The organism is Williamsia phyllosphaerae, assembly GCF_014635305.1.
Taxonomy (GTDB): domain Bacteria; phylum Actinomycetota; class Actinomycetes; order Mycobacteriales; family Mycobacteriaceae; genus Williamsia_A; species Williamsia_A phyllosphaerae.
Genome location: NZ_BMCS01000001.1, coordinates 472027 through 497015, shown reverse-complemented (window position 1 = coordinate 497015; position 24989 = coordinate 472027). Strand labels below are relative to the sequence as shown.

26 protein-coding genes are annotated in these 24989 nt (G+C 67.1%); 15 read left to right on the top strand and 11 right to left on the bottom strand.

Annotation, left to right across the window (positions count from 1 at the left end; translation table 11 throughout):
* The first annotated feature begins 34 nt into the window (after positions 1-34).
* The 3 genes from IEV93_RS02460 (at position 35) to IEV93_RS02450 (ending at position 3743) form a co-directional block, all read left to right on the top strand.
* Positions 35-1321 (top strand): adenylosuccinate synthase, encoded by a 1287-nt coding sequence (locus tag IEV93_RS02460; protein ID WP_188486607.1) that lies wholly within the window; start codon positions 35-37, stop codon positions 1319-1321.
* A 4-nt stretch (positions 1322-1325) separates the two neighbouring features.
* Positions 1326-1991 carry a hypothetical protein gene (locus IEV93_RS02455; RefSeq protein ID WP_188486605.1) on the top strand — a complete coding sequence of 222 codons (666 nt, stop codon included), beginning with the start codon at positions 1326-1328 and terminating at the stop codon, positions 1989-1991.
* A 204-nt stretch (positions 1992-2195) separates the two neighbouring features.
* A complete protein-coding gene (locus IEV93_RS02450) occupies positions 2196-3743 on the top strand; it encodes an alkaline phosphatase D family protein (protein WP_188486603.1) in 1548 nt (515 codons plus the stop codon).
* Positions 3744-3774: 31 nt separating this feature from the next.
* Here the strand turns inward: IEV93_RS02450 and IEV93_RS02445 are convergent, their stop codons facing one another.
* Positions 3775-5184, bottom strand: a complete 1410-nt coding sequence (locus IEV93_RS02445) for a phenylacetate--CoA ligase family protein (protein WP_188486601.1) — start codon at positions 5182-5184, stop codon at positions 3775-3777.
* 108 nt (positions 5185-5292) lie between these two features.
* Between IEV93_RS02445 and IEV93_RS02440 the strand changes: the two genes are divergently transcribed.
* On the top strand, positions 5293-6855 hold the full coding sequence (locus tag IEV93_RS02440) for an adenylate/guanylate cyclase domain-containing protein (RefSeq protein ID WP_188486599.1): 1563 nt from the start codon (positions 5293-5295) through the stop codon (positions 6853-6855).
* 9 nt (positions 6856-6864) lie between these two features.
* On the opposite strand, the gene IEV93_RS02435 is transcribed toward IEV93_RS02440, so the two are convergent.
* Complete coding sequence (locus IEV93_RS02435) at positions 6865-8469, bottom strand: Na+/H+ antiporter (RefSeq protein WP_188486597.1); 1605 nt, start codon at positions 8467-8469, stop codon at positions 6865-6867.
* 112 nt (positions 8470-8581) lie between these two features.
* Here IEV93_RS02435 and IEV93_RS02430 point away from each other — a divergent pair, with 112 nt between their 5' ends.
* Genes IEV93_RS02430 through IEV93_RS02420 form a run of 3 tightly spaced genes read left to right on the top strand, consistent with a single transcriptional unit; the run spans position 8582 to position 11087 of the window.
* A complete protein-coding gene (locus IEV93_RS02430) occupies positions 8582-8890 on the top strand; it encodes a UBP-type zinc finger domain-containing protein (protein WP_188490310.1) in 309 nt (102 codons plus the stop codon).
* Positions 8891-8900: 10 nt separating this feature from the next.
* On the top strand, positions 8901-10604 hold the full coding sequence (gene purT, locus IEV93_RS02425; RefSeq protein WP_371873779.1) for a formate-dependent phosphoribosylglycinamide formyltransferase: 1704 nt from the start codon (positions 8901-8903) through the stop codon (positions 10602-10604).
* A gap of 3 nt (positions 10605-10607) precedes the next feature.
* Entirely contained in the window at positions 10608-11087 is a 480-nt protein-coding gene (locus tag IEV93_RS02420) for a DUF456 domain-containing protein (protein ID WP_188486594.1), read from the top strand.
* Positions 11088-11271: 184 nt separating this feature from the next.
* Here the strand turns inward: IEV93_RS02420 and IEV93_RS02415 are convergent, their stop codons facing one another.
* The 3 genes from IEV93_RS02415 to IEV93_RS02405 are packed head-to-tail and all read right to left on the bottom strand — an operon-like array spanning position 11272 to position 14218.
* Complete coding sequence (locus IEV93_RS02415) at positions 11272-12096, bottom strand: ABC transporter ATP-binding protein (RefSeq protein WP_188486592.1); 825 nt, start codon at positions 12094-12096, stop codon at positions 11272-11274.
* Positions 12093-13199 (bottom strand): FecCD family ABC transporter permease, encoded by a 1107-nt coding sequence (locus IEV93_RS02410; protein WP_188486589.1) that lies wholly within the window; start codon positions 13197-13199, stop codon positions 12093-12095. The genes IEV93_RS02415 and IEV93_RS02410 overlap by 4 nt, the downstream gene beginning before the upstream one ends.
* Positions 13196-14218: a FecCD family ABC transporter permease gene (locus IEV93_RS02405; RefSeq protein WP_229704837.1), complete on the bottom strand. Its 1023-nt coding sequence runs from the start codon at positions 14216-14218 to the stop codon at positions 13196-13198. Before IEV93_RS02405 ends, IEV93_RS02410 begins: the two co-directional genes overlap by 4 nt.
* A 192-nt stretch (positions 14219-14410) precedes the next feature.
* On the opposite strand from IEV93_RS02405, the gene IEV93_RS02400 reads away from it, so the two are divergent.
* The 4 genes from IEV93_RS02400 (at position 14411) to IEV93_RS02385 (ending at position 17709) form a co-directional block, all read left to right on the top strand.
* Positions 14411-14803 (top strand): hypothetical protein, encoded by a 393-nt coding sequence (locus IEV93_RS02400; protein WP_229704836.1) that lies wholly within the window; start codon positions 14411-14413, stop codon positions 14801-14803.
* Between the two features lie 288 nt (positions 14804-15091).
* Entirely contained in the window at positions 15092-15826 is a 735-nt protein-coding gene (locus tag IEV93_RS02395; RefSeq protein WP_188486587.1) for a lysophospholipid acyltransferase family protein, read from the top strand.
* Between the two features lie 61 nt (positions 15827-15887).
* Positions 15888-16682 (top strand): SDR family NAD(P)-dependent oxidoreductase, encoded by a 795-nt coding sequence (locus IEV93_RS02390; RefSeq protein WP_188486585.1) that lies wholly within the window; start codon positions 15888-15890, stop codon positions 16680-16682.
* Positions 16683-16758: 76 nt separating this feature from the next.
* Positions 16759-17709, top strand: a complete 951-nt coding sequence (locus tag IEV93_RS02385) for an alpha/beta hydrolase (protein ID WP_229704835.1) — start codon at positions 16759-16761, stop codon at positions 17707-17709.
* Between the two features lie 49 nt (positions 17710-17758).
* On the opposite strand, the gene IEV93_RS02380 is transcribed toward IEV93_RS02385, so the two are convergent.
* Both IEV93_RS02380 and IEV93_RS02375 read right to left on the bottom strand, forming a co-directional pair.
* Positions 17759-18349, bottom strand: a complete 591-nt coding sequence (locus tag IEV93_RS02380) for a DUF1349 domain-containing protein (protein ID WP_188486583.1) — start codon at positions 18347-18349, stop codon at positions 17759-17761.
* A gap of 44 nt (positions 18350-18393) precedes the next feature.
* Positions 18394-18813 carry a winged helix-turn-helix transcriptional regulator gene (locus IEV93_RS02375; protein ID WP_188486581.1) on the bottom strand — a complete coding sequence of 140 codons (420 nt, stop codon included), beginning with the start codon at positions 18811-18813 and terminating at the stop codon, positions 18394-18396.
* Between the two features lie 98 nt (positions 18814-18911).
* Between IEV93_RS02375 and IEV93_RS02370 the strand changes: the two genes are divergently transcribed.
* Entirely contained in the window at positions 18912-19571 is a 660-nt protein-coding gene (locus IEV93_RS02370; RefSeq protein WP_188486579.1) for an SDR family NAD(P)-dependent oxidoreductase, read from the top strand.
* A gap of 22 nt (positions 19572-19593) precedes the next feature.
* On the opposite strand, the gene IEV93_RS02365 is transcribed toward IEV93_RS02370, so the two are convergent.
* Positions 19594-20598: an amidohydrolase family protein gene (locus tag IEV93_RS02365; protein WP_188486577.1), complete on the bottom strand. Its 1005-nt coding sequence runs from the start codon at positions 20596-20598 to the stop codon at positions 19594-19596.
* A 62-nt stretch (positions 20599-20660) separates the two neighbouring features.
* On the opposite strand from IEV93_RS02365, the gene IEV93_RS02360 reads away from it, so the two are divergent.
* Positions 20661-21095 carry a MarR family winged helix-turn-helix transcriptional regulator gene (locus IEV93_RS02360; RefSeq protein ID WP_188486575.1) on the top strand — a complete coding sequence of 145 codons (435 nt, stop codon included), beginning with the start codon at positions 20661-20663 and terminating at the stop codon, positions 21093-21095.
* A gap of 38 nt (positions 21096-21133) precedes the next feature.
* Here the strand turns inward: IEV93_RS02360 and IEV93_RS02355 are convergent, their stop codons facing one another.
* The gene (locus IEV93_RS02355; RefSeq protein WP_188486573.1) at positions 21134-22117 is read right to left on the bottom strand and encodes a hypothetical protein; all 984 of its coding nucleotides are present in this window, start codon (positions 22115-22117) and stop codon (positions 21134-21136) included.
* Between the two features lie 73 nt (positions 22118-22190).
* Between IEV93_RS02355 and IEV93_RS02350 the strand changes: the two genes are divergently transcribed.
* Positions 22191-22754, top strand: coding sequence for a TetR/AcrR family transcriptional regulator (locus tag IEV93_RS02350; protein WP_188486571.1), 564 nt, complete (start codon positions 22191-22193; stop codon positions 22752-22754).
* A gap of 335 nt (positions 22755-23089) precedes the next feature.
* On the opposite strand, the gene IEV93_RS02345 is transcribed toward IEV93_RS02350, so the two are convergent.
* Positions 23090-23458, bottom strand: a complete 369-nt coding sequence (locus tag IEV93_RS02345; RefSeq protein ID WP_188486569.1) for a hypothetical protein — start codon at positions 23456-23458, stop codon at positions 23090-23092.
* A gap of 34 nt (positions 23459-23492) precedes the next feature.
* The gene (locus IEV93_RS02340; RefSeq protein ID WP_188486567.1) at positions 23493-24425 is read right to left on the bottom strand and encodes an alpha/beta hydrolase; all 933 of its coding nucleotides are present in this window, start codon (positions 24423-24425) and stop codon (positions 23493-23495) included.
* Positions 24426-24546: 121 nt separating this feature from the next.
* Here IEV93_RS02340 and IEV93_RS02335 point away from each other — a divergent pair, with 121 nt between their 5' ends.
* A complete protein-coding gene (locus IEV93_RS02335; RefSeq protein ID WP_229704834.1) occupies positions 24547-24957 on the top strand; it encodes a MarR family winged helix-turn-helix transcriptional regulator in 411 nt (136 codons plus the stop codon).
* The last annotated feature ends 32 nt before the right edge of the window (positions 24958-24989 follow it).

Sequence of the window (24989 nt, the reverse complement as noted above, 5' to 3'; positions counted from 1 at the left end):
CCGGGTGATCCCGTGCCGGAAGGAGCTTGAGGCGATGCCTGCGATCGTACTGATCGGTGCCCAATGGGGCGATGAAGGTAAAGGAAAAGCCACTGACCTGCTGGGGGAGAAGCTCCAGTGGGTTGTGCGCTACCAAGGCGGAAACAACGCCGGCCACACCGTCGTCCTACCCAACGGCGACAAGTTCGCCCTCCATCTCATCCCGTCGGGCATCCTGACGCCGGGCGTGAAGAACGTGATCGGCAACGGCGTCGTCGTCGACCCGGGCGTGCTGCTCACCGAACTCGGCGGGCTCGAGGACCGTGACGTCGACACCTCCGGGCTGATCCTGTCGGCAGACGCGCACCTGCTGATGCCGTACCACGTGGCCATCGACAAGGTGACCGAGCGGTTCCTGGGCAACAACAAGATCGGCACCACCGGTCGCGGCATCGGTCCCTGCTACCAGGACAAGATCGCCCGCGTCGGGGTCCGCGTCGCCGACGTGCTCGACGAGAAGATCCTGACCCAGAAGGTCGAAGCGGCCCTGGAGATCAAGAACCAGATTCTCACCAAGATCTACAACCGACGCGCGCTCGATCCCGAGCAGGTCGTCGACGAGGTCCTGGCGCAGGCCGAGGGCTTCAAGCACCGCATCGCCGACGCCCGGCTGCTGCTGAACCAGGCACTCGAGCGCGGCGAGACCGTGCTGCTCGAGGGCTCGCAAGGCACCCTGCTCGACGTCGACCACGGCACCTACCCGTACGTGACGTCGTCGAACCCGACCTCCGGTGGCGCTTCGGTGGGCTCGGGTATCGGACCCACTCGGATCACCACGGTGCTCGGAATCCTCAAGGCGTACACCACCCGCGTCGGGTCGGGTCCGTTCCCGACCGAGCTCTTCGACGAGTGGGGCGAGTTCCTGGCCAAGACCGGCGGCGAGGTCGGTGTCACCACCGGTCGCGCCCGTCGCTGTGGCTGGTTCGATGCCGTGATCGCCCGCTACGCAACGCGTGTCAACGGCATCACCGACTACTTCCTCACCAAGCTCGACGTGCTCTCCAGCATCGACACCATCCCCATCTGCGTCGCCTACGAGGTCGACGGCGAGCGGGTGGACGACATGCCCATGACGCAGACCGGTTTCCACCACGCGAAGCCGATCTTCGAGGAGATGCCCGGCTGGTGGGAAGACATCTCGGCATGCCGCACGTTCGAGGACCTGCCGCAGAACGCACAGAACTACGTGCTTCGCCTCGAAGAGCTCGCCGGCGCACACATCTCCTGCATCGGTGTCGGACCGGGTCGGGACGAGACCATCGTCCGCCGCGCGATCATCTGAGCCGGTGACGCCCGGGCAGCGGGGTGACGAGTCGCGTGACGTCGAACCCATCGAGGGTCGTCCGTGGATCTCGCGGATGTCGACACCGTCGAGTCGGGTCAAGCGGATCATCGCGGTCATCGGGGCTCTGGCGATCATCGGGGTCGCCGTCCCGTTGTTCATCTCGCTGTTCACCGGCGGCGGTTCCGATGACGATGTGGCACAGGCGCCGTCGTCGGTGCCGCCGGTGACCTCGGTTGCTCGTTCGGCCGAGCCGATGTACTCGAGTCCCGGTGAGTGTGTGTCGCTCACCGCGACCGACCGGGGGATCACCCCGCAGAAGTCGAGCTGCACCGCAGCAGGTTTCACGTTCATCGTCGCCTCGGCGCTGCAGCAGGCATCGGGAGACTGTGGCGTCGGCCAGTACTCGCAGCTCACCCAGCCGGGCTTCGGAAAACTCTGCATCGTGCCGAACTTTGCGGCGGGCGGATGCTATTCGGTGCCCTCGCCCACCGGCACACTCGTCGACTTCCGTGCCACGCCCTGTGACACCCCCGCGGCTGATCGCGCCCAGGTGATCCGTGTGCGGGGCCGCGTGCCCGCGCCGACCATCGACTGCCCCGGCGGTCAGATCGTGTCGTTCGCGAAGCCCAGCCCTCTCAGCTACTGCCTGGCGTCCGCGACCGGCTGAGTTACTGCCGACGTCGACTGGGCGGTTACGGACGTCGACTGGGCGGCTGCGGACGTCGACTGGGCGGTTACGGACGTCGACTGGGCGGTTACGGACGTCGACTGGGCACTGCCGCCCACTGGTGGTCCGCAACCGCCCACTCGACGTATGAAGGCGGGGCCGGGGTTCACCTCCTGTTCGTTTTCGTGGGCAACGATTCGAGCCATGTCTGTCTCTCGTCGTGCTCTGCTGCGTTCGTCCGCCGCTGCCGGACTGCTGGTCCCCGCGAGCGGATTGCTCACCCCACAGGCCTCTGCGGCGCCGGCGCTCATCCGCGCACGGCCCACGCTGTCGCACGGCATAGCCTCCGGTGACCCACGCACCGACGGCGCGCTGATCTGGGCGCGCTCGGACAGTCCGGCGCGGATGATCGTCGAGACCTCGCTGTTCGAGAACTTCGCGTTCCCGCGCCGCTTCACCGGTCCACTGCTGACCCCGGCCACCGATGGCACCGGACGCGTTCGCGTCACCGGTCATCCCGCGGGCGCCACCATCCACTACCGGGTCACGCTCTTGTCCGACCGCGGCACCCGATCGCAGCCGCTGACCGGCACCTTCCGGACCGCGCCCCTGCTGCCGGGGGCGGTGAAACTCAACTGGTCCGGCGACGTCGTCGGCCAGGGCTGGGGCATCAACGAGGCCATCGGTGGACTGCACGGGTTCTCCACACTGGCCGACCGGAACGCCGACCTGTTCATCCACTCCGGCGACACCGTCTACGCCGACGGACCGTTGAAAGAGACCGTCACGCTCGACGACGGTCGCGTCTGGCGCAACGTGGTCACCGAGGCCAAATCCGATGTGGCCCAGACGCTGGACCAATACCGCGGCAATTACAACTACAACATGACCGACCGCAACTACCGTCGGTTCGCCGCATCGACCACCCAGCTCGTCCAGTGGGACGACCACGAGACGTTCAACAACTGGTTCCCCGGCGAGATCGTCGCCAACCCCGCGTACACGCAGGAGAAGCGGGCCGACGTGCTCTCGGCCCGCGCGCTGCAGGCCTTCCACGAGTGGCAGCCGGTCAGCCGCGTCGACGCCGTCGACGGCCGCGTCTACCGCAAGGTGTCCTACGGTCCGCTGCTCGACATCTTCGTCCTCGACATGCGCAGCTACAAGGACTCGAATTCCAACGCCCGCAAACAGTCCGGACACATTCTCGGCGCGCGGCAGGCGCGTTGGCTGGTCGACGGCCTCAACTCATCCCGCGCGGTGTGGAAGATCGTCGCCAACGACCTACCGCTCGGGATCGTCGTCCCCGACACCACCTACGGCGACAAGGACGGTATCGAGGCGGTCGGCCAGGGCGACAACGGCAAGCCGCTGGGTCGCGAAACCGAACTGGCGCAGATCCTCTCGCGCACCAAGCGTGTCCGCAACGTCGTGTGGCTGACCGCGGACGTCCACTACACCGCGGCCAACCGATACGACCCCTCGCGCGCCGCGTTCACCGACTTCCACCCGTTCTGGGAGTTCGTCTCCGGGCCGTTGCACGCGGGCGCGTTCCCGGCGGGCAAGCTCGACGGCACGTTCGGCATCGACCAGGTCTTCGTCCACGCCCCGACCACCGCGAACGTCTCACCCATCACGACGGAGTTCCAGCACTTCGGCGAGGTGCGCATCGACGGCCTTGGTGGCACGTTCACCGTCGACCTGTGCGACACCAGCGGAAAGTTGCTGCATCGCACGGTGATCCCGCGCGAATGAATCGTCACGGTCGGCGGGGTGGTCACGGCGATCAGCGCCTCGGACCACCGACGAGGTCGACGACGCGTAGGAACTTGCCACCCGGGGTGCGCTGCGGGGCTTCGGATCCCAGTTCGACATCGACGGACCGGAGCCCTGCGGCATCGAGGAAGTCGCGTAGTGCCCTCGTGGCGTCCCGCCCGCTCGCGGCGGGGTCGGCGCCCGGCGTCGTAGACAGCCGCACGGTGATATGGGTGGGCGCGTCGCGGACCACCTGGAGCTGCCAGACGCCGGGTATGTGACTAAGCAGCACCGACAGTGCGAGCGGCGATATCAGGGTGCGCCCAGCAGCGGTGTGGAACGATATGAGCTCACCCGAACGACCGTGGATCTCGAACGCCGTCAGCGCACTCCCACATTCGCACGGGTCGGGCCGCACGAGTATTGCGTCACCCATGGTGTACCGGATGATCGGCTGCACTCGACGGTTCAGGGTGGTCAGCAACGTCGAGTGCGACACCTCGCCCGTCGGAGTCGGTCGACCGTCGGCGTCGATCGGCTCGAGGATGATCCAGTCGGAGTTGAGGTGGTGCCAGCCCGAGCGACATCGCGCCGCGATGAACATGGCCTCGGTGGCGACGTACCGGTCGATGATCTGCGCATCCGGCCATGCCCGGTCCATCAGTGCGCGCACCTCGGGGGTCATCGATTCGGAGATGGGCATGAGGACCGCGGGTTCGGTATGAAGTCGACCGGCAAGCTGTTCTGCCGCGAGCGCACCGAGGATCGACGAGTACCCCCCGATGGTCACCGGATCGAAATCATCAACTGCACGGGCGATCTGAGCGATGGGGTCGAGAACCGAGAGCCGCAACGATCGCGGATTGGGTCCGTTCTGCTGATTGTGGTAGCGAGGCGGGCCCATGTGGTGACCGTCGATGCTCACGATCTCGACTGTGCGCCCATGCTTCCGCACGGCGCGGGCGATGGCCCGCAGAGAGGGTCTCGGAACACGGAATCCGAGTGAGTCGACCACCGCGAGAGCTGCGTCCTCGGTGACGAAACGGCCTGGGATCCCAGTCGTGCCAGATGTTTCGCTGTAGAGAAACTCTCCGAGGAAACGGGTGCCGACGGGTGCGTCTTCGCGGACGAACGCATCGAGGGCGTCGACGGTTATCCGTCGGTCTGTGCACCATCGGTCCAGCTCGGCCATCAGCGACGCCTTGTGAGTGATGGGCAGATCCTCGATGGTGACGCTGTCGGGGTCGATGCCGCGGTAGAGCTCGGCGAACAACGGCGAATCCGACTGCGCGTGCGCCACCAGCCGGCGGAGCCGACGCGACGCGCGAGCGTCTATGTCGTGCAGCGTTCCTGCGGCGGCACGCCGAGCATCACGGCGCAGCCACCGTCCACTCCGGTCCAAGTCGTCGGGTTGTCGACCGCCGCCGTATCCGCGAACCATGAATCACAGCGTGACATACGGTAAACGCTCTGGCGCTGTTGACAGCCCGGTAGATTGCTCGCAGACGCTGCGGGAGTGCCGCAGCGCATGCCGCTGATCAGGGGAGCCATGCGCCTGTTGAACCGCAGGGACGCCGACTACGGCTCGATCCTGTTGGGCTCCACGAAAGACAGTCCGCGCATCCAGCGCATCCGCATCCAGATCCTGCTGACCGGGTCGATCCTGCTGTCCAACGCGATCGGCGCGGTCATGGCGGTCGTGCTGGCGAGCGTCGGCATCCCCGAACCCAGCGTGTTCGACGAGAAGTTCTGGTGGGTCAACTTCATCGCGTTGCCCATCTACATCGGGTGCGCCCTGCTCATCGGTGCGGTGGTCGGCACGACGATCATCGTCCGCCAGCTCCGATGGTCGATCCAGGACCGCATCCCCACCCCGCGCGAGGCCCGCAAGGCGCGGCGAATCCCGTGGAAGCTGACCGCCTTCCAGTCGATCTTCTGGATCGGCGCGGTCATCTTGTTCACCATCTCCTACGGCGTCCTCGACCCCAGCCTCATCCCCAAGGTGTTCCTCGTGGTCGGGCTGAGCGGCACCGTGGTCTGTGCCATCTCCTACCTGCTCAGCGAGTTCTCGCTGCGACCGGTCGCAGCCCAGATCATCACCGCCGACCTCCAGTTGCGCCGCAAGCGCAGTGCGTTGCGGACCCGTGCTCTCATCTCGTGGATGGTCGGATCCGGTATCCCGATCGTCGGCATGTTCTTCGTGGTGACCTTCTCGCTGCTGCGCGATCAGACCTCCAAGACCGATGTGTTCGTCGGCATCACCGTGCTCGTGGCCACCGCCCTGTTCACCGGCTTGCTGCTCACCGTCCTCAACACGTCCCAGGTGGTGGCGCCGGTCCGCAGCGTGCGCAACGGGATGAAGAAGGTCAGCGCGGGAGCCACCGACGTCGACGTGGTCATCTTCGACGGCACCGAGCTCGGTGAGCTGCAGGCCGGGTTCAACTCCATGGTCACCGGACTGCAGGAGCGCGAACGGCTGCAGGACCTGTTCGGTCGACACGTCGGCAAGGACGTCGCCGAGGCCGCACTGAGCCGCGACCCCGAGCTCGGCGGCATGGAACGCACGGTGGCGGTGGTGTTCGTCGACGTCATCGGCTCCACCAAGCTCGCGTCCGATCGGCCGCCGTCGGAGGTCGTCACGATCCTCAACCGGTTCTTCGCGGTCATCGTCCAGGAGGTCGAGGAGCGCAGCGGGCTGGTCAACAAGTTCGAGGGCGACGCCGTGCTCGCGGTGTTCGGAGCGCCCATCGACCTCGCCGACAGCGCCGGTGCGGCCCTGTCGGCGAGCCGGGAGATCTCCCGGCGCCTGGCCGAGGAGATCCCGGAACTGAGTGCCGGCATCGGCGTCAGTTACGGCCCGGTCGTCGCGGGCAACGTCGGTGCGATCCAGCGATTCGAGTACACCGTCATCGGCGACGCCGTGAACGAGTCGGCGCGGTTGTCGGAACTGGCCAAGCGCGACCCGACCCGACCGCTGGCCTCACAGCGCGCGGTGGATGCGGCGGCGGCGGAGAGCGAGCACTGGGAGCGACTGGAGAGCCAGACCCTGCGTGGCCGGTCCGAGGAGACCACGGTGTTCGCGGCCCACACCCCGGTCACCGAGCCTGCCTGAGCCGAGTCCTCAGTCGCGCTTCCTGCCCGACCGGTCCGACAGCCCCTCGGCGAGGTCGAGTTGGCGCAGCACGCCGCGCAACACCTCGTCGTCGATGCGGCCGGCGTCGCGTTCGTTGATGAACACCTCGCGCTGGACCTGCAGCAGCTCGGTACGCATCCGCCCGAACGCCACCGTGGGACTCTCGCCGAGCTCCTCCTCGCCGCGCCCGAGTTCCTCCCACGCGAGGTTCTTCCGCGACCGGATCCAGCGCTGCAGGATCTGCACCTGCTCGTGCATGGCGTCGTTGTCGGGGATCTCCTCGGCCATCTCCTCGAGACGCTTGCCGGCCGCGCGTCCGGCCCGGTCCTGCGCCGCGGCGAGTGCGAGCAGATCGGTCCGCCGTTCGTCGCTGTGGACACCGAGGACCCGGATCAGCAACGGCAGCGTCGTGCCCTGGATCAACAGCGTGCCGACCACCACGACGAACGTCAGGAAGATGATCTCGTCGCGCGCCGGGAACGGCATGTTGTCGTCGGTGGTGAGCGGGATGGCGAACGCGGCGGCGAGGCTGACCACACCGCGCATGCCCGACCACGCGATGACGAAGACCGAGCCCGGGGTCGGCGCCGGCTCGCGGTCGCGTATTCGGCGGGAGAGCAGCCGCGGCAGATACGTCGCCGGGAACATCCACAGGATTCGCACGATGATCACCGTGGCCAGGACCGCGACGCCCGACCAGATGATGACCCCCACCGACCGGCCCTTGAGCCCGTCGAGGACCTCGGGGAGCTGCAGACCGATGAGCAGGAAGACGAAGGACTCGAGCATGACGTCGATGGAGCGCCACACCGCGGTGTCCTGCAGTCGTGTCGCGTAGCCCTCGCGCGCCGAGCGTTGCCCGAGGTAGAGCCCGACCACGACGACGGCGATGACGCCCGAGGCATGCAGTTCCTCGGCGACGAAGTACGTCGCGAAGGGGATCACGATGCCGAGTGCGGTCTCCATCGGCGGATCGGTGAGCCACTGTCGGACCTTGGCGATGACGACACCCGCGACGAGGCCGACCAACACACCACCGATCGCGGCCTCCGCGAAGAGCACGATGCCGCCCCACGCGGTGGTGGTGGCACCCACCGCTGCGCCCAACGCCAACCGGTAGGCGGTCAACGCGGTCGCGTCGTTGAGCAGGCTCTCGCCCCCGAGCAACGTCGTCATCCGCCGCGGCAGACCGAGGCGCCGTCCGATGGCGGTGGCCGACACCGCGTCCGGGGGAGCGACGACCGCGCCGAGGACCAGCGCCGCGGCCAACGGGAGCTGGGGCAGCGACCAGTAGGCCACGAAGCCGACGACCACCGCGCTGACCAGCGGCAGCGCGACCGCGAGGAGGCCGACGGCTCGCATGTTCTTGCGCAGCGCGACGTAGGAACTGTCCTGGGCGGCCGAGTAGAGCAGCGGCGGCAGGATCACGAACAGCACGACGTCGGGGTCGAGTTCGGGGGTCGGGAGACCGGGGATCCAGCACACCCCGAGTCCGCACAGCACCAGGACGAGAGGCGACGCGAACTGATATCGCCGCGACAGTGCGGCGATGGCCAACGACACCACGATCACGACGAGCAGTGCGGAATCCACGAGTGCTGCCTCTCCCTACGGCGACCGCTCGGGCCCGGGGGTCGTCACCGGGTGGCCGAACGCGTCAAAGATACGGGACAATGATCGGGTGCGATCTATCAGACGCTCGGTGATGCACCGACTCATCGGCCCCAGCGATGTCGAACCCGAGGGATGCGACGACCTTCTCGCGACGGCCGCCGATCCCACCGACGACCCGATCACGGGCCCGCAGGACACCTGCCACGGCTGCGCGGAGGAGGGCGTCGAGCACTGGGCGCATCTGCGACGCTGCCTGGGCTGCGGATACATCGGTTGCTGCGATTCGAGCCCGCGGAAGCACGCGACCGCCCACCACAAGTCCACCCACCACCCGGTGATGCGATCGGCGGAACCGGGCGAGACCTGGCGCTGGTGCTACGTGCACGCCCAACTCGGATGACCCAGATCGGATGACCCCCGAAGCCATGAACACTCCCGACGGACCGAAGGCGGGCCCGCCCCGTCCCGCCCCGCAGCCGCCGCGCTCGCCCGTGCGACCCGGACCGCCGCCCGGTCCCGCGCCCACGGGGATCTCGTCACGGATCGGCACGCCGTTGTCGCCGTCGGCGACCCGCGTGATGCTGCTCGGCGCCGGTGAGCTCGGCAAGGAGGTGGTGATCGCGTTCCAGCGTCTGGGCGTCGAGGTGATCGCCGTCGATCGATACCACAACGCGCCCGGCCATCAGGTCGCCCATCACGGCTTCGTCATGGACATGACCGACCCCGATGCGCTGCTCGGACTCATCGAGGACCAGCGTCCCGACTACGTCGTCCCCGAGATCGAGGCGATCGCCACCAGCGCGCTCGTCGAGGCCGAGCGTCGTGGGATCACCGAGGTGATCCCCACTGCGCGGGCGACGTCGTTGACGATGAATCGCGAGGGCATCCGGCGCCTGGCCGACGAGCAGCTCGGGCTGCCGACCTCGGCGTACGCGTTCGCCGATTCCCCCGAGCAGCTGGCGTCGGCCGCCGAGCGCGTGGGCTACCCGTGTCTGGTGAAGCCGACCATGTCGTCGTCGGGCAAGGGGCAGTCGATGCTGCGCGGCCCCGAGGATCTCGACGCGGCGTGGCAGACCGCCGCATCCGGTGCGCGGGTGTCCGGCGGGCGGGTCATCGTCGAGGGGTTCGTCGACTTCGACTACGAGATAACGCTTCTGACCGTGCGCGCCGTCGATCCGGCGACGGGTCGGCTCACGACGCACTTCTGCGCGCCCATCGGTCACCGGCAGGAACGCGGCGACTACGTCGAGAGCTGGCAGCCGCAGGCGATGAGCGCGGCCGCCCACGGCGCGGCGATGTCGATCGCGGCCCGGATCGCGACCGCGTTGGGCGACGGGAAGCTCGGCGGGCGCGGCGTTTTCGGCGTCGAGATGTTCGTCAAGGGCGATGACGTCTACTTCTCCGAGGTCAGCCCGCGTCCGCACGACACCGGTCTGGTCACCCTGGCGACGCAGCGACTCTCCGAGTTCGAGATGCACGCGCGGGCCATTCTCGGCCTGCCCGTCGACGTCACCCTGGCGAGCCCCGGTGCGTCCGCGGTCATCTACGGCGGCCGCGACGAGCCGGGCATCGCGTTCGAGAACGTCGCTGCGGCACTGACGATCCCGGAGACCGACATCCGACTGTTCGGCAAGCCGGAGAGCTACCGGCGACGTCGGATGGGCGTCGTCGTGGCGACCGCCGACGACGTCAAGGGTGCTCGTCGTCGCGCCACCGATGCGGCCGGGTTGGTGCGCCCGATCAGCGGGGTCCGTCCGTCCGCGCCTGCTCCGGCGGGGGCGACCGAGGCGATCGCCGCCACGAATCGGCCGCCGCCCGCCCAGAACCCGGTGCAGCAGCCCCCGGTGCAGCCGACCCCGGCCACCGACCGGATCTCGGTCGAGTCGATCGCCCGGCGGGCCCAGGCCGGTGACCCGCCCCTGGTCGATCCTCCGGAGGACTCGTCCGATGAGGCCGCTGTGCCCGCCGAGCGGGAGGACCGTCCCGCCGACCGCGCCGATCAGCCCACGGAACGTTCCGAACTGCCGCGATGGGATGACGACGAGGACGCGTCGACCGAACCTACCGACACCGACGAGGACATCTCGTCGGGGCGCATCAGCGTGGAGAAGTAGTCGATGTCGGCGGTCGGTGAGCTGCTGATCGCCCTGGTGATCGTGATCGGCCTGGTGGGGACCATCGTCCCGATGCTGCCGGGGCCGTCGCTGGTGCTGGCGGCCATCGTCATCTGGGCGCTCTTCGTCGGGGGCTGGGCGTGGGCCGTCGTCGCGGGCGCTGCCGTACTCATCGTCGGGGCCGCGGTGCTCAAGTATCTCGTCGCCGGACGATCGATGAAGCGGTCCGGTATCTCCAACCGCACGGTGCTCATCGGTGGTCTGGCGGGCATCGTCGGGTTCTTCGTCATCCCGGTGATCGGCCTGCCGATCGGGTTCCTGGCGGGTGCGTTCGTCGCCGAGTGGGCTCGCGATCAAGACGTCCGAGCGGGCTGGCGGGGTGCGATCGCGGCGCTGCGAGCCGCGGGGGTGGCGATCCTGATCGAGCTGACGGCATCACTGTTCGCCGCCGCCGGGTGGCTCACCGGCGCCATCGCCATCTGACGCCAGTTGGGCACGTACGCCCACCACTTGGGCACGTAATGACGTCGAGTGGGCGGATACGGACCGCGATTGGGCGGATACGGATACCCGCCCGCCGCAACCGCCCAGTGAACGTCCGCAACCGCCCACTCGACGGGTGTACGTGCCCAACTGGCGTGTTTACGTGCCCAACTGGCGGATTGGGTCAGCGACCGGAGCGGCCCACGGGGACGATCAGCGGCCCACCCGACACCGGGTCGGTGAGGACCATCGACTGCAGACCGAACGCGGCCTCGAGCAGTACGGGGGTGATGACATCGATGGGGGCACCCTCGCGGATGATCGCCCCGTCGCGCATCACCACGAGTGAATCGCTGTACCGCGCAGCCAGGTTCAGGTCGTGCAGCACCATCACGACGGTCTTGCCGTGGTCGGAGCTGAGGTCGTTGACCAGGTCGAGCACGTCGACGGCGTGGGCGAGATCGAGGAACGTCGTCGGCTCGTCGAGCATCACCAGGTCGGTCTCCTGCGCCAGGGTCAACGCGATCCACACCCGCTGCCGTTGACCCCCCGACAGGGAGTCGACCGCGCGGTCGGCCAACTCGGTGGTCGACGTCAGATTCAGGGCGTGCGCGACGGCCTTCTCGTCGTCACGCGACCACTGCCGGTACCAGGACTGGTGCGGGTGGCGTCCGCGGGAGACGAGGTCGATGACCGTGAGTCCCTGCGGCGCAACGGGATTCTGCGGCAGCAACCCGAGCGTGCGGGCGACGTCCTTCGATTTACGGGAGGCGATGTCGGCGCCATCGAGGACGACCGTCCCGGCGCGTGGGGTCAGCAGTCGGCCCAGGGTGCGCAGCAGCGTCGACTTGCCACAGCCGTTCGGGCCGATGACGGTGGTGACCCGACCGGTCGGGATGGTCACGTCGAGGTCGGTGATCACCGGGTCGGCGGCATACCCGACGGTCAGTCCCGACGCGGAGAGGCGGTCGGCCGGTGCCGATGTGCCGTGCGTGTCGACGGTGCTCATGCGGAGGCCTTTCGCGATACGGCGATCATCAGATAGATCAGGAACGGTCCGCCCACGCCCGCGGTCACGACACCGACGGGGATGCCGTCGGGCAGCCAGTGCCGGCACAGCAGATCGCCACCGACGACGAGGACCGCGCCGATGAGGCCGCTCACGAGAGGTGGTGGCGTGGCGACACGGGCGATGCGCATCGCGATCTGCGGTGCGAGCAGGGCGACGAACGCGATCGGACCGGCGGCCGAGACGCAGATCGCGGCCATGGCCACCGCGACGACGAGACCCAGCGCGGAGATGGGGTCCGCCCGGACACCGAGTCCCTGGGCCATGTCGCGCCCCAGGCTCAGCGTGGACATCGCGCGGTTGACGAACCCCAGCACGACCGCCGCCACGGCGAGCGTGATCGCCACCGGCACCACCGACGACCACGACGCATCCGACACCGACCCGACCAGCCAGCGTTGGGCGCGCCCGACGTCGTTGATCGCCGCGCGGGTCAGGGCGTAACCGGTCAGGGCCTGGAACACCCAGGTCAGGGCGACACCGATCAGCACGAGCCGGAACGCGTCGATCCCGCCGCGCCACGCCAACAGGTACATCAGCGCCGCGGCCAGCGCACCGCCGACGAGCGCGGCCGCCGGGACGCCGATGTCGGCGAACCACGACCCCCAGCTCGACCCGAACGCGATGGCGGCCACCGCCGCGGTGCTGGCGCCCGCGGTGATACCGAGGACATCCGGTGTGGCCAAGGGGTTTCGGGCGATGGTCTGGGTCAGGGCACCGGATGCGCCGAACCCGATGCCGACGAGGACGGAGATCAGCGCGCGCGGGAGGGCGACGTCGAAGACGACGACGTTCTCCACCCGGGTGCCGCCGCCGAGCAGGATGCGTCCCACGTCGACGGGACTGAGCGGGTAGTCGCCGGTGCCGACACTCAGCGCGAACAACACCAGAGTGATGACGGTGGTCACGACACCGACCACGACGACCCGTGGTCGGACGAGGAACGATGCGGGCCCGACGCGGAGCACGTGACGTCGCACCGCGCTCTTCACCTCGGTGACCGGGGGTGGGGCCGACGTCCGGTCGGCCGCGGTCGTGCTCACACCGCCACCAGACGTCGGGCCCGGACGAGCTTGATGAGGAACGGCGCCCCGAGCACGGCCAACACCACACCGGCCTGGATCTCACCGGGTCGCGCGATGACGCGGCCGATGACGTCGGAGACGAGCAGCATGATGGCGCCGAGCAGCGCCGAGTACGGGACCACCCAGCGGTAGTCGGGGCCGACGATGAACCGCGCGAGGTGCGGTACGACGAGACCGAGGAACACGATCGGGCCGCACGCCGCGGTGGCGGCGCCGGCCAACAGGGTGATCGCCGCGATGCCGACGATGCGCACCACCGCGATCCGCGATCCGAGCGATCGGCTCATGTCGTCGCCGAGACTGAGCACGTTGAGGAAGAATCCGCTGCCCAGGGCGAGGACCAGGCCGATCGCGATGAACGGGGCGGAGGCGTAGAGGACGTCGGTGCCGCGACCGGTCACCGACCCCACGTTCCAGAACCGCCACGCGTCCAGCGAGGCGGTGTCGGTGAGAACGATCGCCGAGGTGATGGCCAGCAACATCGCTGACAGTCCGGTGCCCGCGAGCACCAGGGTGATCGGCGAGGCCCCGCGGGTCAGCGCCGCGGCACCGAAGACCAGACCCGCGGCCACGACCGCCCCGAGAAGTCCGAAGCCCATGTACTCGATCGGGGTGCTGATGCCGAGCAGGTAGACGCCGGCGACCACGGCGCAGGCCGCACCGGCGTTGACCCCGAGCAGTCCGGGGTCGGCAAGCGGATTGCGTGTGTGCGCCTGCGTCAACGCGCCGGCGGCGCCGATGGCCAGGCCGACGACCACGCCGAGCGCGGTCCGGGGGATGCGCAGGTCACGTACGATGCCGACGACGTCACGGGCGGCGTCCTGCGGAGCGAACAACGCGTCCCACACCTCGCCGAGGCCCAGTGCGCGCGACCCGATCGCGACGGATGCGACGACGAGTGCGAGCAGCACGACCACGAGTCCGACGACACCGGTGGCGCGTCGGCGGGGGACCGCTGAGGACAATCTGCTGCTCACTTTCACGCCCCGTCCGGGGTCTCAGCAAGGGTACCCTAAGTAACAATTTGACGATCATTGGTAACCGATTTGCTCGTTTCGCCGATGCAATCGGTAGCCGTGCATTGCACTTGAGACGTAGCGGATTGGCCGTGACGTCGATACGGGCGGCTGATTCGACCAACGACGGCTGATGGAGAAGGTGGGACACCAATGAAGATGAACGTGCACAACCTCAAGCGAGTCGCTGCTGCGACCCTGGCGACGGCAGCGGTCGGCACCGCCGGGATCATCGGCGCGGCTCCGGCCAACGCCGTGGCTCCGCCGGAGCTGCGTCTGACCGGCGTCGTGTACTGCGACCGCACCGAGTTCGTGGGGACGCTGGTCCGCTCCATGACCGCGACCAACGTCGGCGGCGTGACCATGCGCAACACCACGCTGCAGGAGTTCAACGGTCAGCGTCGTTTCTCCGCCGCACTCAAGCCGGGCGAGAGGCTCAACATCACGACCAAGCAGCGTGGCTGCTTCCCGTCGTCGATCAGCGGCTACACGATCTCCGACATCCGCGAGAACGTCTTCGACAACATCGGCTACTACCGCAACTGATCTCGCCGCGAGGCGAGAACGACAACGGCGGCGGTCCCCGAGGGGGATCGCCGCCGTTGTCGTCGGCATCGAAGCGTGCTCCAGGGGCCTGATTCGGTGATCAGCCCGCCGCGATCGCATCGCGGCTGGCCTCGGCCAGGATCTCGTCGAGTACCGCCACCAGCAGGTAATCCTTGTAGTCGAAATACCAGTAGGCGGTGTTGGTGGTGACCCCTGCGTCGGCGACGGCGTCTTAAAAATACTTGATCTGCGTTCAAGAAAGCGCCGAACCTACGGTACCGTAGGTTCATGGAGATCGCTCTCGCCAACGCTGATGAGGTGTACGCCTTCTACGGCACCCACCGCCAACCGGTCCTGAGGGCGCGGGCGGCGTACGCCTATCTCGCGGCGAGATACCGCCCGGTCATCGGATACGACGATGACGCGCGTGATCGCATCACGGCGTTACGACGACGCGAGGTCAGGTTCGTCGTGTGCGCCAACCATCTGTCCGACAAAGACCAATTCGTCCTCGCTGCAACGGCATTCCGTACGCCGCTTCGGCGCCTGATCGGCCACATCCGAGTCCTGGCCAAGGACGAGTTGTTCGATGACGCCAAGCAGCGGGCCCAGATCGACGTGATGGGAGGGATTCCGGTCTTTCGACCGAAGGACCACCAGATGCGCGCCGCGGTCGCGGCCGGCCGACAGATGATCGATGTCTGTGTCGATCGGGCGACGCGATACGGCGACAGCATCGCTGTGTTCCCCGAAGGCACCTGCAACGTCACCGACCCGTCGACGCTGCTGCCGATCGCCAGCGGTATCGGCCACATCGCGCACGGGATCGCCGGCAACGTCGAGGTCGCACTGCTGCCGATCGGCATCGCCTACCCCGATGACACGCGTGTGGGCGCGCGTGTGGTGCTCGGCGTCCCGGAGTTGATCGATGCGGATGACACCCCGGCGGCGATCACCCGTCAGGTCCGCACGCGATTGCAGGACAGCGTGAGCAGGGCGCGCGCACTCATGGCCGACATGTAGCAATCCGGCGGCAGGCATGCGAAGGTATGCCTTGACTGCAAATCAAGATATAGGGGTTGTGATGTCGATTTCGGGAAGAACGGCCGTGGTCACGGGTGCGTCCGCGGGGATCGGTGCGGCCTTCGCTCGGCACCTGGCTCAACGAGGGGTGGGCCTGGTGCTCGTCGCGCGGAGAGAAGATCGACTGTTGGCGCTCGCCAAAGACCTCACCGCCGACTACGGCGTGCGGTGTGACGTCATCACCGCGGATCTTACCGATCCTGCTGCCCCGCAGGCGATCATGGCGCGTGTCACCGAGCTCGGCCTCGACGTCGACATCCTGATCAACAACGCAGGGCTCTCGGGCAGTGGTGCGTTCGCCGACACCCCGTTCGTGGAGTTGGCGAACGAGATCCAGGTGATGATGACTGCGGTCACCGAACTCGCCCATCTCGCGGTCCCCGGGATGAAGGAACGGGGGTTCGGTCGGATCGTGAACGTGTCGTCGCTGGCGGCGTTGATGCCGCCGGCGGCCAGCCTGCTCTACACCGCCATCAAGTCGTACGTGCTCAACCTGTCCCAGGCGCTGGACATGGAACTCAAACCCCACGGTGTCCACGTGACCGCTCTGTGTCCTGGCTTCACGCACAGCGAGTTCCACGACGTCATGGGGACCCGTGACGCTTCGAACAAACTCCCCGCGTTCCTGTGGCAGGAGGCAGACGCCGTGGTCCGCGAGGGATGGAACGCGGTCGACAAGGGGGCGCCGGTCTGTGTGCCGGGCGTGGTGAACAAGGTGACTGCCGCGGCGGTCAAACCGGTACCGCTGTGGGTCGGCTATCGGCTCGGTAAATCGCTCAATCCGTTCAAGAACTGACCGCGGCCGCGGACGCCTGTGGCGGGGTCGTCGAGGGTATCTTGAGCGGCGATCAAGGCGCTGCTAAGTTTCTTGAATGACGATGAACGATCCCGCTGCACCTGAGGGCGCCGGGTCCCGACGAACGTACGTTCGCGACGATGTCACCTTTGCCTCCGAGGGTGTCGAGTGCGCGGCCTGGCTCTACCGCCCCGACGGGGTCGCCAACCCGCCGATCGTCGTGCTGGCCCACGGGTTCGGTGCGTTTCGCGAGCTCCGTCTCGACGCTTACGCGTCCCGGTTCGCCGAGGCGGGGTACGCAGCGTTGGTCTTCGACTACCGGTTCTGGGGGGCCAGTGCCGGCGAGCCGCGTCGCTTGCTCGACATCGCCGCCCAGCAAGCCGACTGGCGCACCGCGATCGCGTACGCGCGCGGCCTGGCCGGTGTCGACGCAACCCGGGTGGTGGCGTGGGGTTCATCGTTCGGCGGCGGCCATGTCCTGGATCTTGCCGCCCACGATCACGCGTTGTCCGCGGTGATCGCCCAGGTGCCGCACGTCAGCGGACCTGCGTCGTCGTTCTCGCAAGCTCCGGCACACGTTGCCCGGCTGGCGTGGGCCGGCGTGCGCGATCAGGTGGGGGCGTGGTTTGGCCGTGCGCCTCACCGCGTCAAGTCGGTCGGGACGCCGGGCGAGCTCGCCATGATGACCTCGCCCGGCGCCTACGACCTGGTGATGGCGATGGCCGGCGACAAGCGCGACGAACTCCTGGTGGAGAACGACGTCCCGGCTCGAGTTGTTCTCCGGGTGCCGCTGTACTCGCCGGGCCGACATCTCGACAGGATCCTCGCACCCACGCTGGTGCAGCTGGCCACCGGTGACGACGTCACCCCGTACGCGAAAGCGAAACGGATCGTGAACCGCATCCCCAACGGCGAAGTGCTGTCGTACGACATCTCGCACTTCGAGCCCTATCTGGATCCGCATTTCGAGGGAATCGTGACCGACCAGATCGCCTTCCTGGACCACCACGTCAGAAAGAACCGATGACCCCGTCGTGGCGGGACAACACCTACCCCGTGTGCGTGTGCACCGCGGGTCAGGGCTCTGGATGGAGACCGGCGTCGGCGTGATCGCTGCGCCATGACGTGAAGTGAACGGTCAGTTCGGCGTTCAGCGGCGCACAGCAGTACGGCCCCGCTGTCACTTCGGCGTCTGGGGTCAAAGGGGCGACTCGAACGAGTTGCCAGGGATCGTCGTCGACACGGGCGCGGACGGTGAGCGCGTTGCCGGACCGGCTGCCCCGGATGGTCACCAGATGCCCGGTCCATTCGACCACCGGGCGCAGCGACCAGTCCGAGGTGCCCTGGGTGACAACGGCACCTAGGCTGGCCTCTCCATCGGCGACCTCGATGCCGGCCTTGATCCAGGATGTGTCGTCGGTCTTGACGAAGATGCCGGCCTGGTCGAATTGGTGGACGAAGTCGAGGCGAAATTGCACTTCGACCGCGGACTCGAGCGGCAATGGGGCCAGCAGTGCGTGCTCCGAGGCGTGGACGAATTCGTAAGACGTGATGCGCCATGCGTCGCTGCCCTCGCGGGCGGTGACACGCATCCCGTCATCGTCGACCGCGACGGCGGCGGGTTCATGTGTCCAGGTCCCTTCGGGCCAGGCGATCGTGCGGGGCATGACGTCCCTTTCGTGGAAACCGGCGTGCTGGGGGCCATGCGTTCTCAGGCTGTTCCTGATTGCCGCTGGTCGAATGCGTCACGGTGGTGTCGGATCTCCTCGGTGTGTTCTGACGCCCACATCGCCATGCCCAGTACGTGTTCGAGGAGTGAGACACCGAGGTGAGTCAAGGCGTAGTCGACGCGCGGCGGTACCTCGGGGTAGACGGTGCGCGTCACGAGACCGTCGCGCTCGAGGTGGCGCAGGGTGAGGGTGAGCATCCGCTGGGATATGCCAGGGACGCTGCGGTGCAACTGTTTGTATCGCATCGGTGTGTCACGGAGAACGGCGATCACGAGAATGCCCCACTTGTCTCCGACACGGTCGAGGATGCTGCGGATCAACGGGGCATCGTCGCCCCACCCCTCGCACGGACCGGGCAGGGTGGCGTCGATTGCGACCGTTGCGTTCTCACTGGTGGACATAGCGCTCCTCACGAACACGAATGTGCCTTCTTGTGCCGACGGTGAAACACACAGACCATGTGGTTGCACACAAACAGTAACCATTCAGGGGTGAGAACGTGTCGTTGATTGTCATAGTCGGTGCCGGGCCAGGGATGGGCTTGGAGATCGCCCGCGTGTTCGGTCGGAACGGTTTCACCGTCGCGCTCGTCGCCCGTGATCAGGCAAAGCTGGATTCCCTCACCGACGTGCTCAACGGCGAGGGGATCGCGGCGACTGCCTTCACCGCCGATCTGCTCGACGCGGAATCGATCACCGCGGCGTTCGCCCAGATCCGTGAAACCCTGGGAACCGTCGACGTTCTCGAGGTCTCGGCGGCCGACACCAGTTTGCCCGTTGCCGGCGTCCTGGAGGTCACGCCGGCCAATCTTCAACCGCAGCTCGACTTCTACTTCAGTGCGATACATGTGGTGAAACAGGTCGTCGACGACATGATCGCCGCCAGAACCGGCACCATCATCATCACCGCCGGAGGCGGATCGGTGGAGCCGTCACCGGCCATGGCGAACATCAACATCGCCTCAGCCGGTTTGCGCAACTGGGTTCTCAACCTGCACAACGTGCTCTCTGAACACGGCGTGTACGCAGCGCATCTCGCGATCAGCGTGTGGATCGGATCCGGACAACCCGGCACATCGGCAGCCGAAATCGCTCCCACGTACTTCGACCTGTACGAGGCACGCTCCGACGCCGACCCCCGCTACCCCGCGCTGACCTGACGGCTCCGCCGGGTGTCGAGGTTCACCGGTGCGCGGGGGCTCCGCCGGTCAGCCGGGGTACGAGACTGAAGGCGTTGTCGTGCATGACCTTCGCGAGCATTGCGGGACGAGTCGCAAAGTACTCGTCGACGTTGTCGGTGAACCAGCCGGCGGTGCGCGGGTTGGCGGCGGGGAAGTCGGTGCCGAACAGAATGTGGCTCGGGTCGACGAAGTTCTCGAGCGCCACCAGATTCGTCTCGAATCCTGACAGGGCGGTCTCGTAGTAAAACGTCCGGAAGTCGGCGATGATCTGGTCTGCAGTCAGTTCGCAGTCGAGATGGAACGCGCACAGAGCGGCGACGCGGGCAGCCAGATAGGGCGTGCTGCCCCCTGAATGGGCGAGGATGATCCGCACGTTCGGATACTGCCGTTTGCGTCCGCTGGTCACCAGATCGGCTGCGCCTTTGTAGGTCTCGTTCGGAGTCTCACTGATCGGGGTGGGTAAGAACCTGCTCGGGGCCCGATTGCTGCCCGGCGTCTGCTCGCCGTGCAGGAACACCAGCGCGTTGCGGCGATCGAGTTCAGCCCACAGTGGCTCGAAGATCGGGTCGCCCAGGGATCGGGCCTGATCGCCGGTGCCGTAGACGTTGGTCAGGGTGACGCCGTCGGCCCCGAGCACGTCGAATGCATAGGTCAGTTCCTCGAGTGCGGCGTCGGTGTCGGTCGGGGTCGGTAGGTGCGCGAACAGCCCGAAGCGCCCCGGGTGGTCGTCCGCCGCCTGACGGGACAAGGTGTTCACCTCGCGAGCGAAGTGATGCCGCTTGTTCTCCGGCAGTCGCGATTCCACATCGTTGGGTACGGACAGGATCGCGGTGTCGATCTGCAGGCGATCCATGAAGTCCACACTGACCTGCGGTGACCACGCGTCCTCGTCGCGGAATTTCCAGCCGGTGGTGTCGCCGAACAAACCTGAGGTGAGCATGGCGGTCGGCATGAAGTGGTGGTGAAAATCGATCCGGCCCGGTGTGGTGGCGCTGTCTTCAGTCATACCCATACCCAACCTGCAATAGTTGACGCATGTCAATAATAATCGAATGTTAGATTTCTCCCATGGCTGACACCGACGCCCCCGAGCTGCAGTTGCTCGATGCGCTCTACCGACTGAACAAGTTGGTCGTGGCCGACGCCCGGGTGCACGTCGCAGCCGCCGCACACCTGGACCTCGTGGATTTCTTGGTGCTGCGCACGGTCAAGTTGGGCGTCGACAGTCCGGGTGATCTCGTGAGCGACCTCGGTCTCAACCCGTCCGTTCTCAGCAGGGCACTGTCCAAGCTTGCCGACTCGGGCCTGGTGACTCGGGAGATCGATCTCGCGGACTCGCGCCGGTCACGGATCCGACTGACCGATCACGGTGTGCAGACGACCGATGACATCGGGGCGCGGATCACACCTGTTCTGGGTCGGCGACTCCGCCTTCTGAGCCCCGACAGGATTCGGCTCGTGGTGGAGAGCCTGGACGTTCTGTGCGGGGACACGGTCGACTGAAACCGGGCGACGCCCTCACCGGAACGGTGCGGCAGCCGTCAGGCGATGCTGGGCGCCTCCTCGCGCTCGTCGACAGGGACGTCCACCGGTGTCGAGCTCCGGAAATGGGCGGCGACCGAAAGAGTTACGCCGCCGAGGATCCAGGCGATCAGGACGAGCCACTCGTGCAGGGTTGATGCATCGGGGAAGTAGTTGACCTCACGGAAGAGGCTCTGCGAGGCGCCGGGGACGAAGTACTGGCCGATCTCGCCCCAGGGGCCGGTGATGAACTGGTGCGGCGTGGCCCCACCTGAGATCGGGTTCGCGAGCAGCATGGTGATGGCGGCGCCCACGCCGGTACCCGCGGCACCGAGCAGCGCGTTGAGGCCCACAACAGTCGAGGCGGTGCCGAGCATCGCGACCCCGAGGACCAGGGCGTCGGCCCAGAAAGAGCCCGCGACGATGCCGAGCACGGGTCCGGTCACCACGGCGGCCAGGAGGCCGGCGGCGACGCCGTACACGCCGAGGGCGAGGAGTCTGCGCCTCAGGCCGGTGACGAGCGACGAGACCAGGACGCCGCCGACGATGCCGCCCAGGACCAGCGGGAACCCCATTGCGCCGAGACCGGTGCCGGTCGGATCGCCAGAGGCGAGCGGGACCACGTCGGTGACGGTCGGGGTCTTTCCCTGGGTGGCGGTCAGCTGGGCACCGACCTTCTCGATGACCGCGGTGCCTGACGCCAAACCGGCCCCGGCGATCAACACCTCCGGCGCGGCCTGGTCGAGTATGTAGGCGCCGGACACCTGTCGCTCCTTGATGGCCTGGACTGCGTCGGCGCGGGTGTTGTAGGACGTGGCGTCAACAGGCAGCTCGACCCCCTGCGGAAGCGCCCCGCCGACGACGCCCACCGGGAGGTCGCGCGGCTCAGAGGTGGCAATGGGCCAGAGGAAGGCCAGGACCACGAGCGCGACGACGAGTCCGGCGACCAGTCCGAAACCGATGGCGGCAGTGGGACGGGTGCGATCGATGGTGGTGCTACTCATGGTGGTGCTCCCTAAACAGAATGACGGTTCTGTTTGGAGAGTAGCCTAGGTTAGGCTTTGTCGTATGCCTCGAGTGAGTGACGCGTATCGCCAGGCACGTCGGGATGAGATCGTCGCTGCCGCCCTGCGCGTGTTGCGTCGGCGAGCGCTGAACGACCTGACGATGGCCGACATCATCGAGGAGGCCGGCCTGTCCGCCGGCTCGGTCTACTCTCACTTCGCGCGTAAGGACGAGCTCATCGAGCTGGTCGCGGCCGAGGTGATCGGGAAGCGGCTCAGCCTGCTCGCCATGCCGGACGACGAGCCGGCCCGTTCGCCGCGCGAAGTCGTCCGGCGGTGGCTGGTCGGCCTGGAGCAGGCCGGCATCCCGTTCGCGACCGTGGTGCAGTTCTGGGGCGAGGCGGCCTTTGACCCCACGATGCGGGAGATCGTGCAGCGGCGGATGAGCGACATCGAGCGTGCGTTCGCCGCCGCCGCCGAGCGCTGGCTCATCGCCGAGGGGCGAGAGCCCGCCACTGCGCCGACCACGGCGCTGGCGATGCTCACCTTCTGTCAGGGCTACATCGTCCGCAGCGCGGTGCTGGGCGCGCAGGACGTGGATGCGTCGCTCGCGGCCATCGACTTGTCGCGAGGGTGAGGACTGGGCTCGCCGGGTCGGTGTCGAAGGCTTTCTGCGGTGGCACAGCGCAATCTATGACGCGCTCAGTCGGTTGATCGATCGCGGCGTTCCCCGGGACGGGTATCGATGCCGAAGCGCGAAGTGCTACATTGCTTTCCGCCATTCAGGGTGAACTGTTGCTGGAGTACGCAGGCCCTGGCGACTGCGCTGGACACAACGCTCGACGCGCTCGGGCGGGCCTCGGCATCTTGATGGGCCATCGGTGCAGCCCGTCTGAACTCTGGTCAAAATGGTCAGCCCGGGTCAGCGGACTCCGGCTGGGGACGAAAGGCTGCGCGGGTGCGGGGGGCTTCCTACCGAGTGGACTTTGCGAGCCCGGCGACGCTGGTGATCACACCGCCGGCGTTGATCACCGCCCATGCCCAGTTGCCTGGCTTGTTCGTCCGCACGGCCGCGGCGGCATGGTTGGCGCTGAACAGTGCGGACAGCACTGCGAGTCCGCGCAGCTGGGCGCGTACGGGATCGTCATGTCCGGCAACGATCACGCCACCGGCGACCAGGGTGCCGAGGTTCCAGATCGCGATCTCGCGCTGCCACCCTTCGTTGTAGTCCCACGCTGTGCTCGCTGCGAATCGCTGCGGGAAGACTCCCTGTACAACGAGTGCGGCTGCGGTACCGGCAAGCCATGAGGCGGCGGCGGCGCGGGCGGTTGGTCGATACATGAATTCTCCTCAGTAACGCGCGACGCGGCTGACTCTACGACAACGTGCCCTTGTAGAAGGTGTCGAGGACCTCGACTGCCTCCTGCACGTACGCCGGTTCGTCGTACATCTCGTAGTGACCCGCACCCTCGACGACGTGGAAGCCTTTGGCGTTCGGCGCCTTCTCCCACAGGGCGAGGCCGTCCGCATACGAGAAGGTGGTGCCGAGACGACCTCCGACGATGACCTGCAGTGGCTGAGTGAGGAGTTCGTCGGCGAGGTGGAATGCGTCGTAGCCGAGCATCATGGCGTCGCTGGTGAAGTGGCGGCGGTTGGTGGAGTTCTCGTTATAGCCGCGAGGGGTGCGATAGAAGCGGACCGCTTGCAGTGTGTCGACGTCGTTGATCCCCAGGGCTTTTGCCTGCTCCTCGGTGTCGGGGATCCACATGCCGGGATCGATTGATTCGCCGGCGGCCGCGGCGGTGCGGCTGTCACCGACTCTCTCGATCATGGCGATCGCGGAACGTTTCGATGAGGTGTCGGCCTGGCGGAAGGCCCGGCCGACGTTCACGGGCACAACGGTTCCCACGGCCTTGATCCGATGGTCGGTCATCGCGGCCGTGACTGTGTACCCACCACCGGCGCAGATACCGAGGGCGCCGATCCTGCCGTTGTCCACGTAATCGAGGGTCGTCAGGTGGTCGACTGCACATCGAATGTCGTCGACGCGTGCGGCGGGGTTCTCGAGGTCACGCGGCTGTCCCCCGCTCTGCCCTTGAAAGCCAGGGTCGAATGCGAGGACGGTGTAACCGCGGTCTGCCAGAGTGCGTCCGTAGTTCGCTCCGATCTGCTCCTTGACGCTGCTCCCAGGGGTGGAGATGACGATGGCCGGATACGTCGACCCCTCGTCGAGATCCTCGGGAACATGTAACTGCCCAGCGAGGTCGAAGGTGGTGTTGGAAAACGTGGTGTTCTGTGTTTTCGACATGGGATGTAGATCCTTTCCAGGGGACAGCCCTGGGTAACATGTTCCGTACTTGATCTTGTTCGAAACTCAGATTGTTCATTTCTGAACTAGTACGAAACTGTAGCACCTGTCAGGAGGTCCTGTGCCTGCGTCGAACGCCGCCCGAATCTGGTCGCTCAATCATCAGGTCCTCACGCGCGTCATGAACGAGTGCGCACCCGACATCGAGGCTGTGGGGTTGGAGGCGAAGGAGTTTTTCGTCCTCGGCGAAATCGACGACTGTCGGTATCCGGCCGAGCTGGCGCTCCGGCTCGCGCTGCCGAAGCCGAGTGTGACGGTCTACCTCAGGAACCTCGAGGCAAAGGGGTTTGTCCGCCGCGAGATCGACCCGGACGATCTCCGTCGACATCGCTTGGTCGTGACGCCATCCGGCATCGACACCCTGGAGAAAGCGCTGAAGATCCTCTCGGCGAGATTCGACGAGTGGCTTGCACGTCTCGACACCAGTGAGCAGGCGGAACTCCAGAGACTCCTGGCGAAACTGCTCAACTGATTCGACGCAGCTCGACCGGTCCGCTCGGCGAT

Bases quoted from the DNA above. Each gene is read 5' to 3' on its own strand.
- IEV93_RS02460 (WP_188486607.1), top strand. From the start codon at position 35: ATGCCTGCGATCGTACTGATCGGTGCCCAATGGGGCGATGAAGGTAAA.
- IEV93_RS02450 (WP_188486603.1), top strand. From the start codon at position 2,196: ATGTCTGTCTCTCGTCGTGCTCTGCTGCGTTCGTCCGCCGCTGCCGGA.
- IEV93_RS02445 (WP_188486601.1), bottom strand. From the start codon at position 5,184: ATGGTTCGCGGATACGGCGGCGGTCGACAACCCGACGACTTGGACCGG.
- IEV93_RS02440 (WP_188486599.1), top strand. From the start codon at position 5,293: ATGCGCCTGTTGAACCGCAGGGACGCCGACTACGGCTCGATCCTGTTG.
- IEV93_RS02430 (WP_188490310.1), top strand. From the start codon at position 8,582: ATGCACCGACTCATCGGCCCCAGCGATGTCGAACCCGAGGGATGCGAC.
- purT (WP_371873779.1), top strand. From the start codon at position 8,901: ATGACCCCCGAAGCCATGAACACTCCCGACGGACCGAAGGCGGGCCCG.
- IEV93_RS02420 (WP_188486594.1), top strand. From the start codon at position 10,608: ATGTCGGCGGTCGGTGAGCTGCTGATCGCCCTGGTGATCGTGATCGGC.
- IEV93_RS02415 (WP_188486592.1), bottom strand. From the start codon at position 12,096: ATGAGCACCGTCGACACGCACGGCACATCGGCACCGGCCGACCGCCTC.
- IEV93_RS02400 (WP_229704836.1), top strand. From the start codon at position 14,411: ATGAAGATGAACGTGCACAACCTCAAGCGAGTCGCTGCTGCGACCCTG.
- IEV93_RS02395 (WP_188486587.1), top strand. From the start codon at position 15,092: ATGGAGATCGCTCTCGCCAACGCTGATGAGGTGTACGCCTTCTACGGC.
- IEV93_RS02390 (WP_188486585.1), top strand. From the start codon at position 15,888: ATGTCGATTTCGGGAAGAACGGCCGTGGTCACGGGTGCGTCCGCGGGG.
- IEV93_RS02385 (WP_229704835.1), top strand. From the start codon at position 16,759: ATGACGATGAACGATCCCGCTGCACCTGAGGGCGCCGGGTCCCGACGA.
- IEV93_RS02380 (WP_188486583.1), bottom strand. From the start codon at position 18,349: ATGCCCCGCACGATCGCCTGGCCCGAAGGGACCTGGACACATGAACCC.
- IEV93_RS02375 (WP_188486581.1), bottom strand. From the start codon at position 18,813: ATGTCCACCAGTGAGAACGCAACGGTCGCAATCGACGCCACCCTGCCC.
- IEV93_RS02365 (WP_188486577.1), bottom strand. From the start codon at position 20,598: ATGACTGAAGACAGCGCCACCACACCGGGCCGGATCGATTTTCACCAC.
- IEV93_RS02360 (WP_188486575.1), top strand. From the start codon at position 20,661: ATGGCTGACACCGACGCCCCCGAGCTGCAGTTGCTCGATGCGCTCTAC.
- IEV93_RS02355 (WP_188486573.1), bottom strand. From the start codon at position 22,117: ATGAGTAGCACCACCATCGATCGCACCCGTCCCACTGCCGCCATCGGT.
- IEV93_RS02345 (WP_188486569.1), bottom strand. From the start codon at position 23,458: ATGTATCGACCAACCGCCCGCGCCGCCGCCGCCTCATGGCTTGCCGGT.
- IEV93_RS02340 (WP_188486567.1), bottom strand. From the start codon at position 24,425: ATGTCGAAAACACAGAACACCACGTTTTCCAACACCACCTTCGACCTC.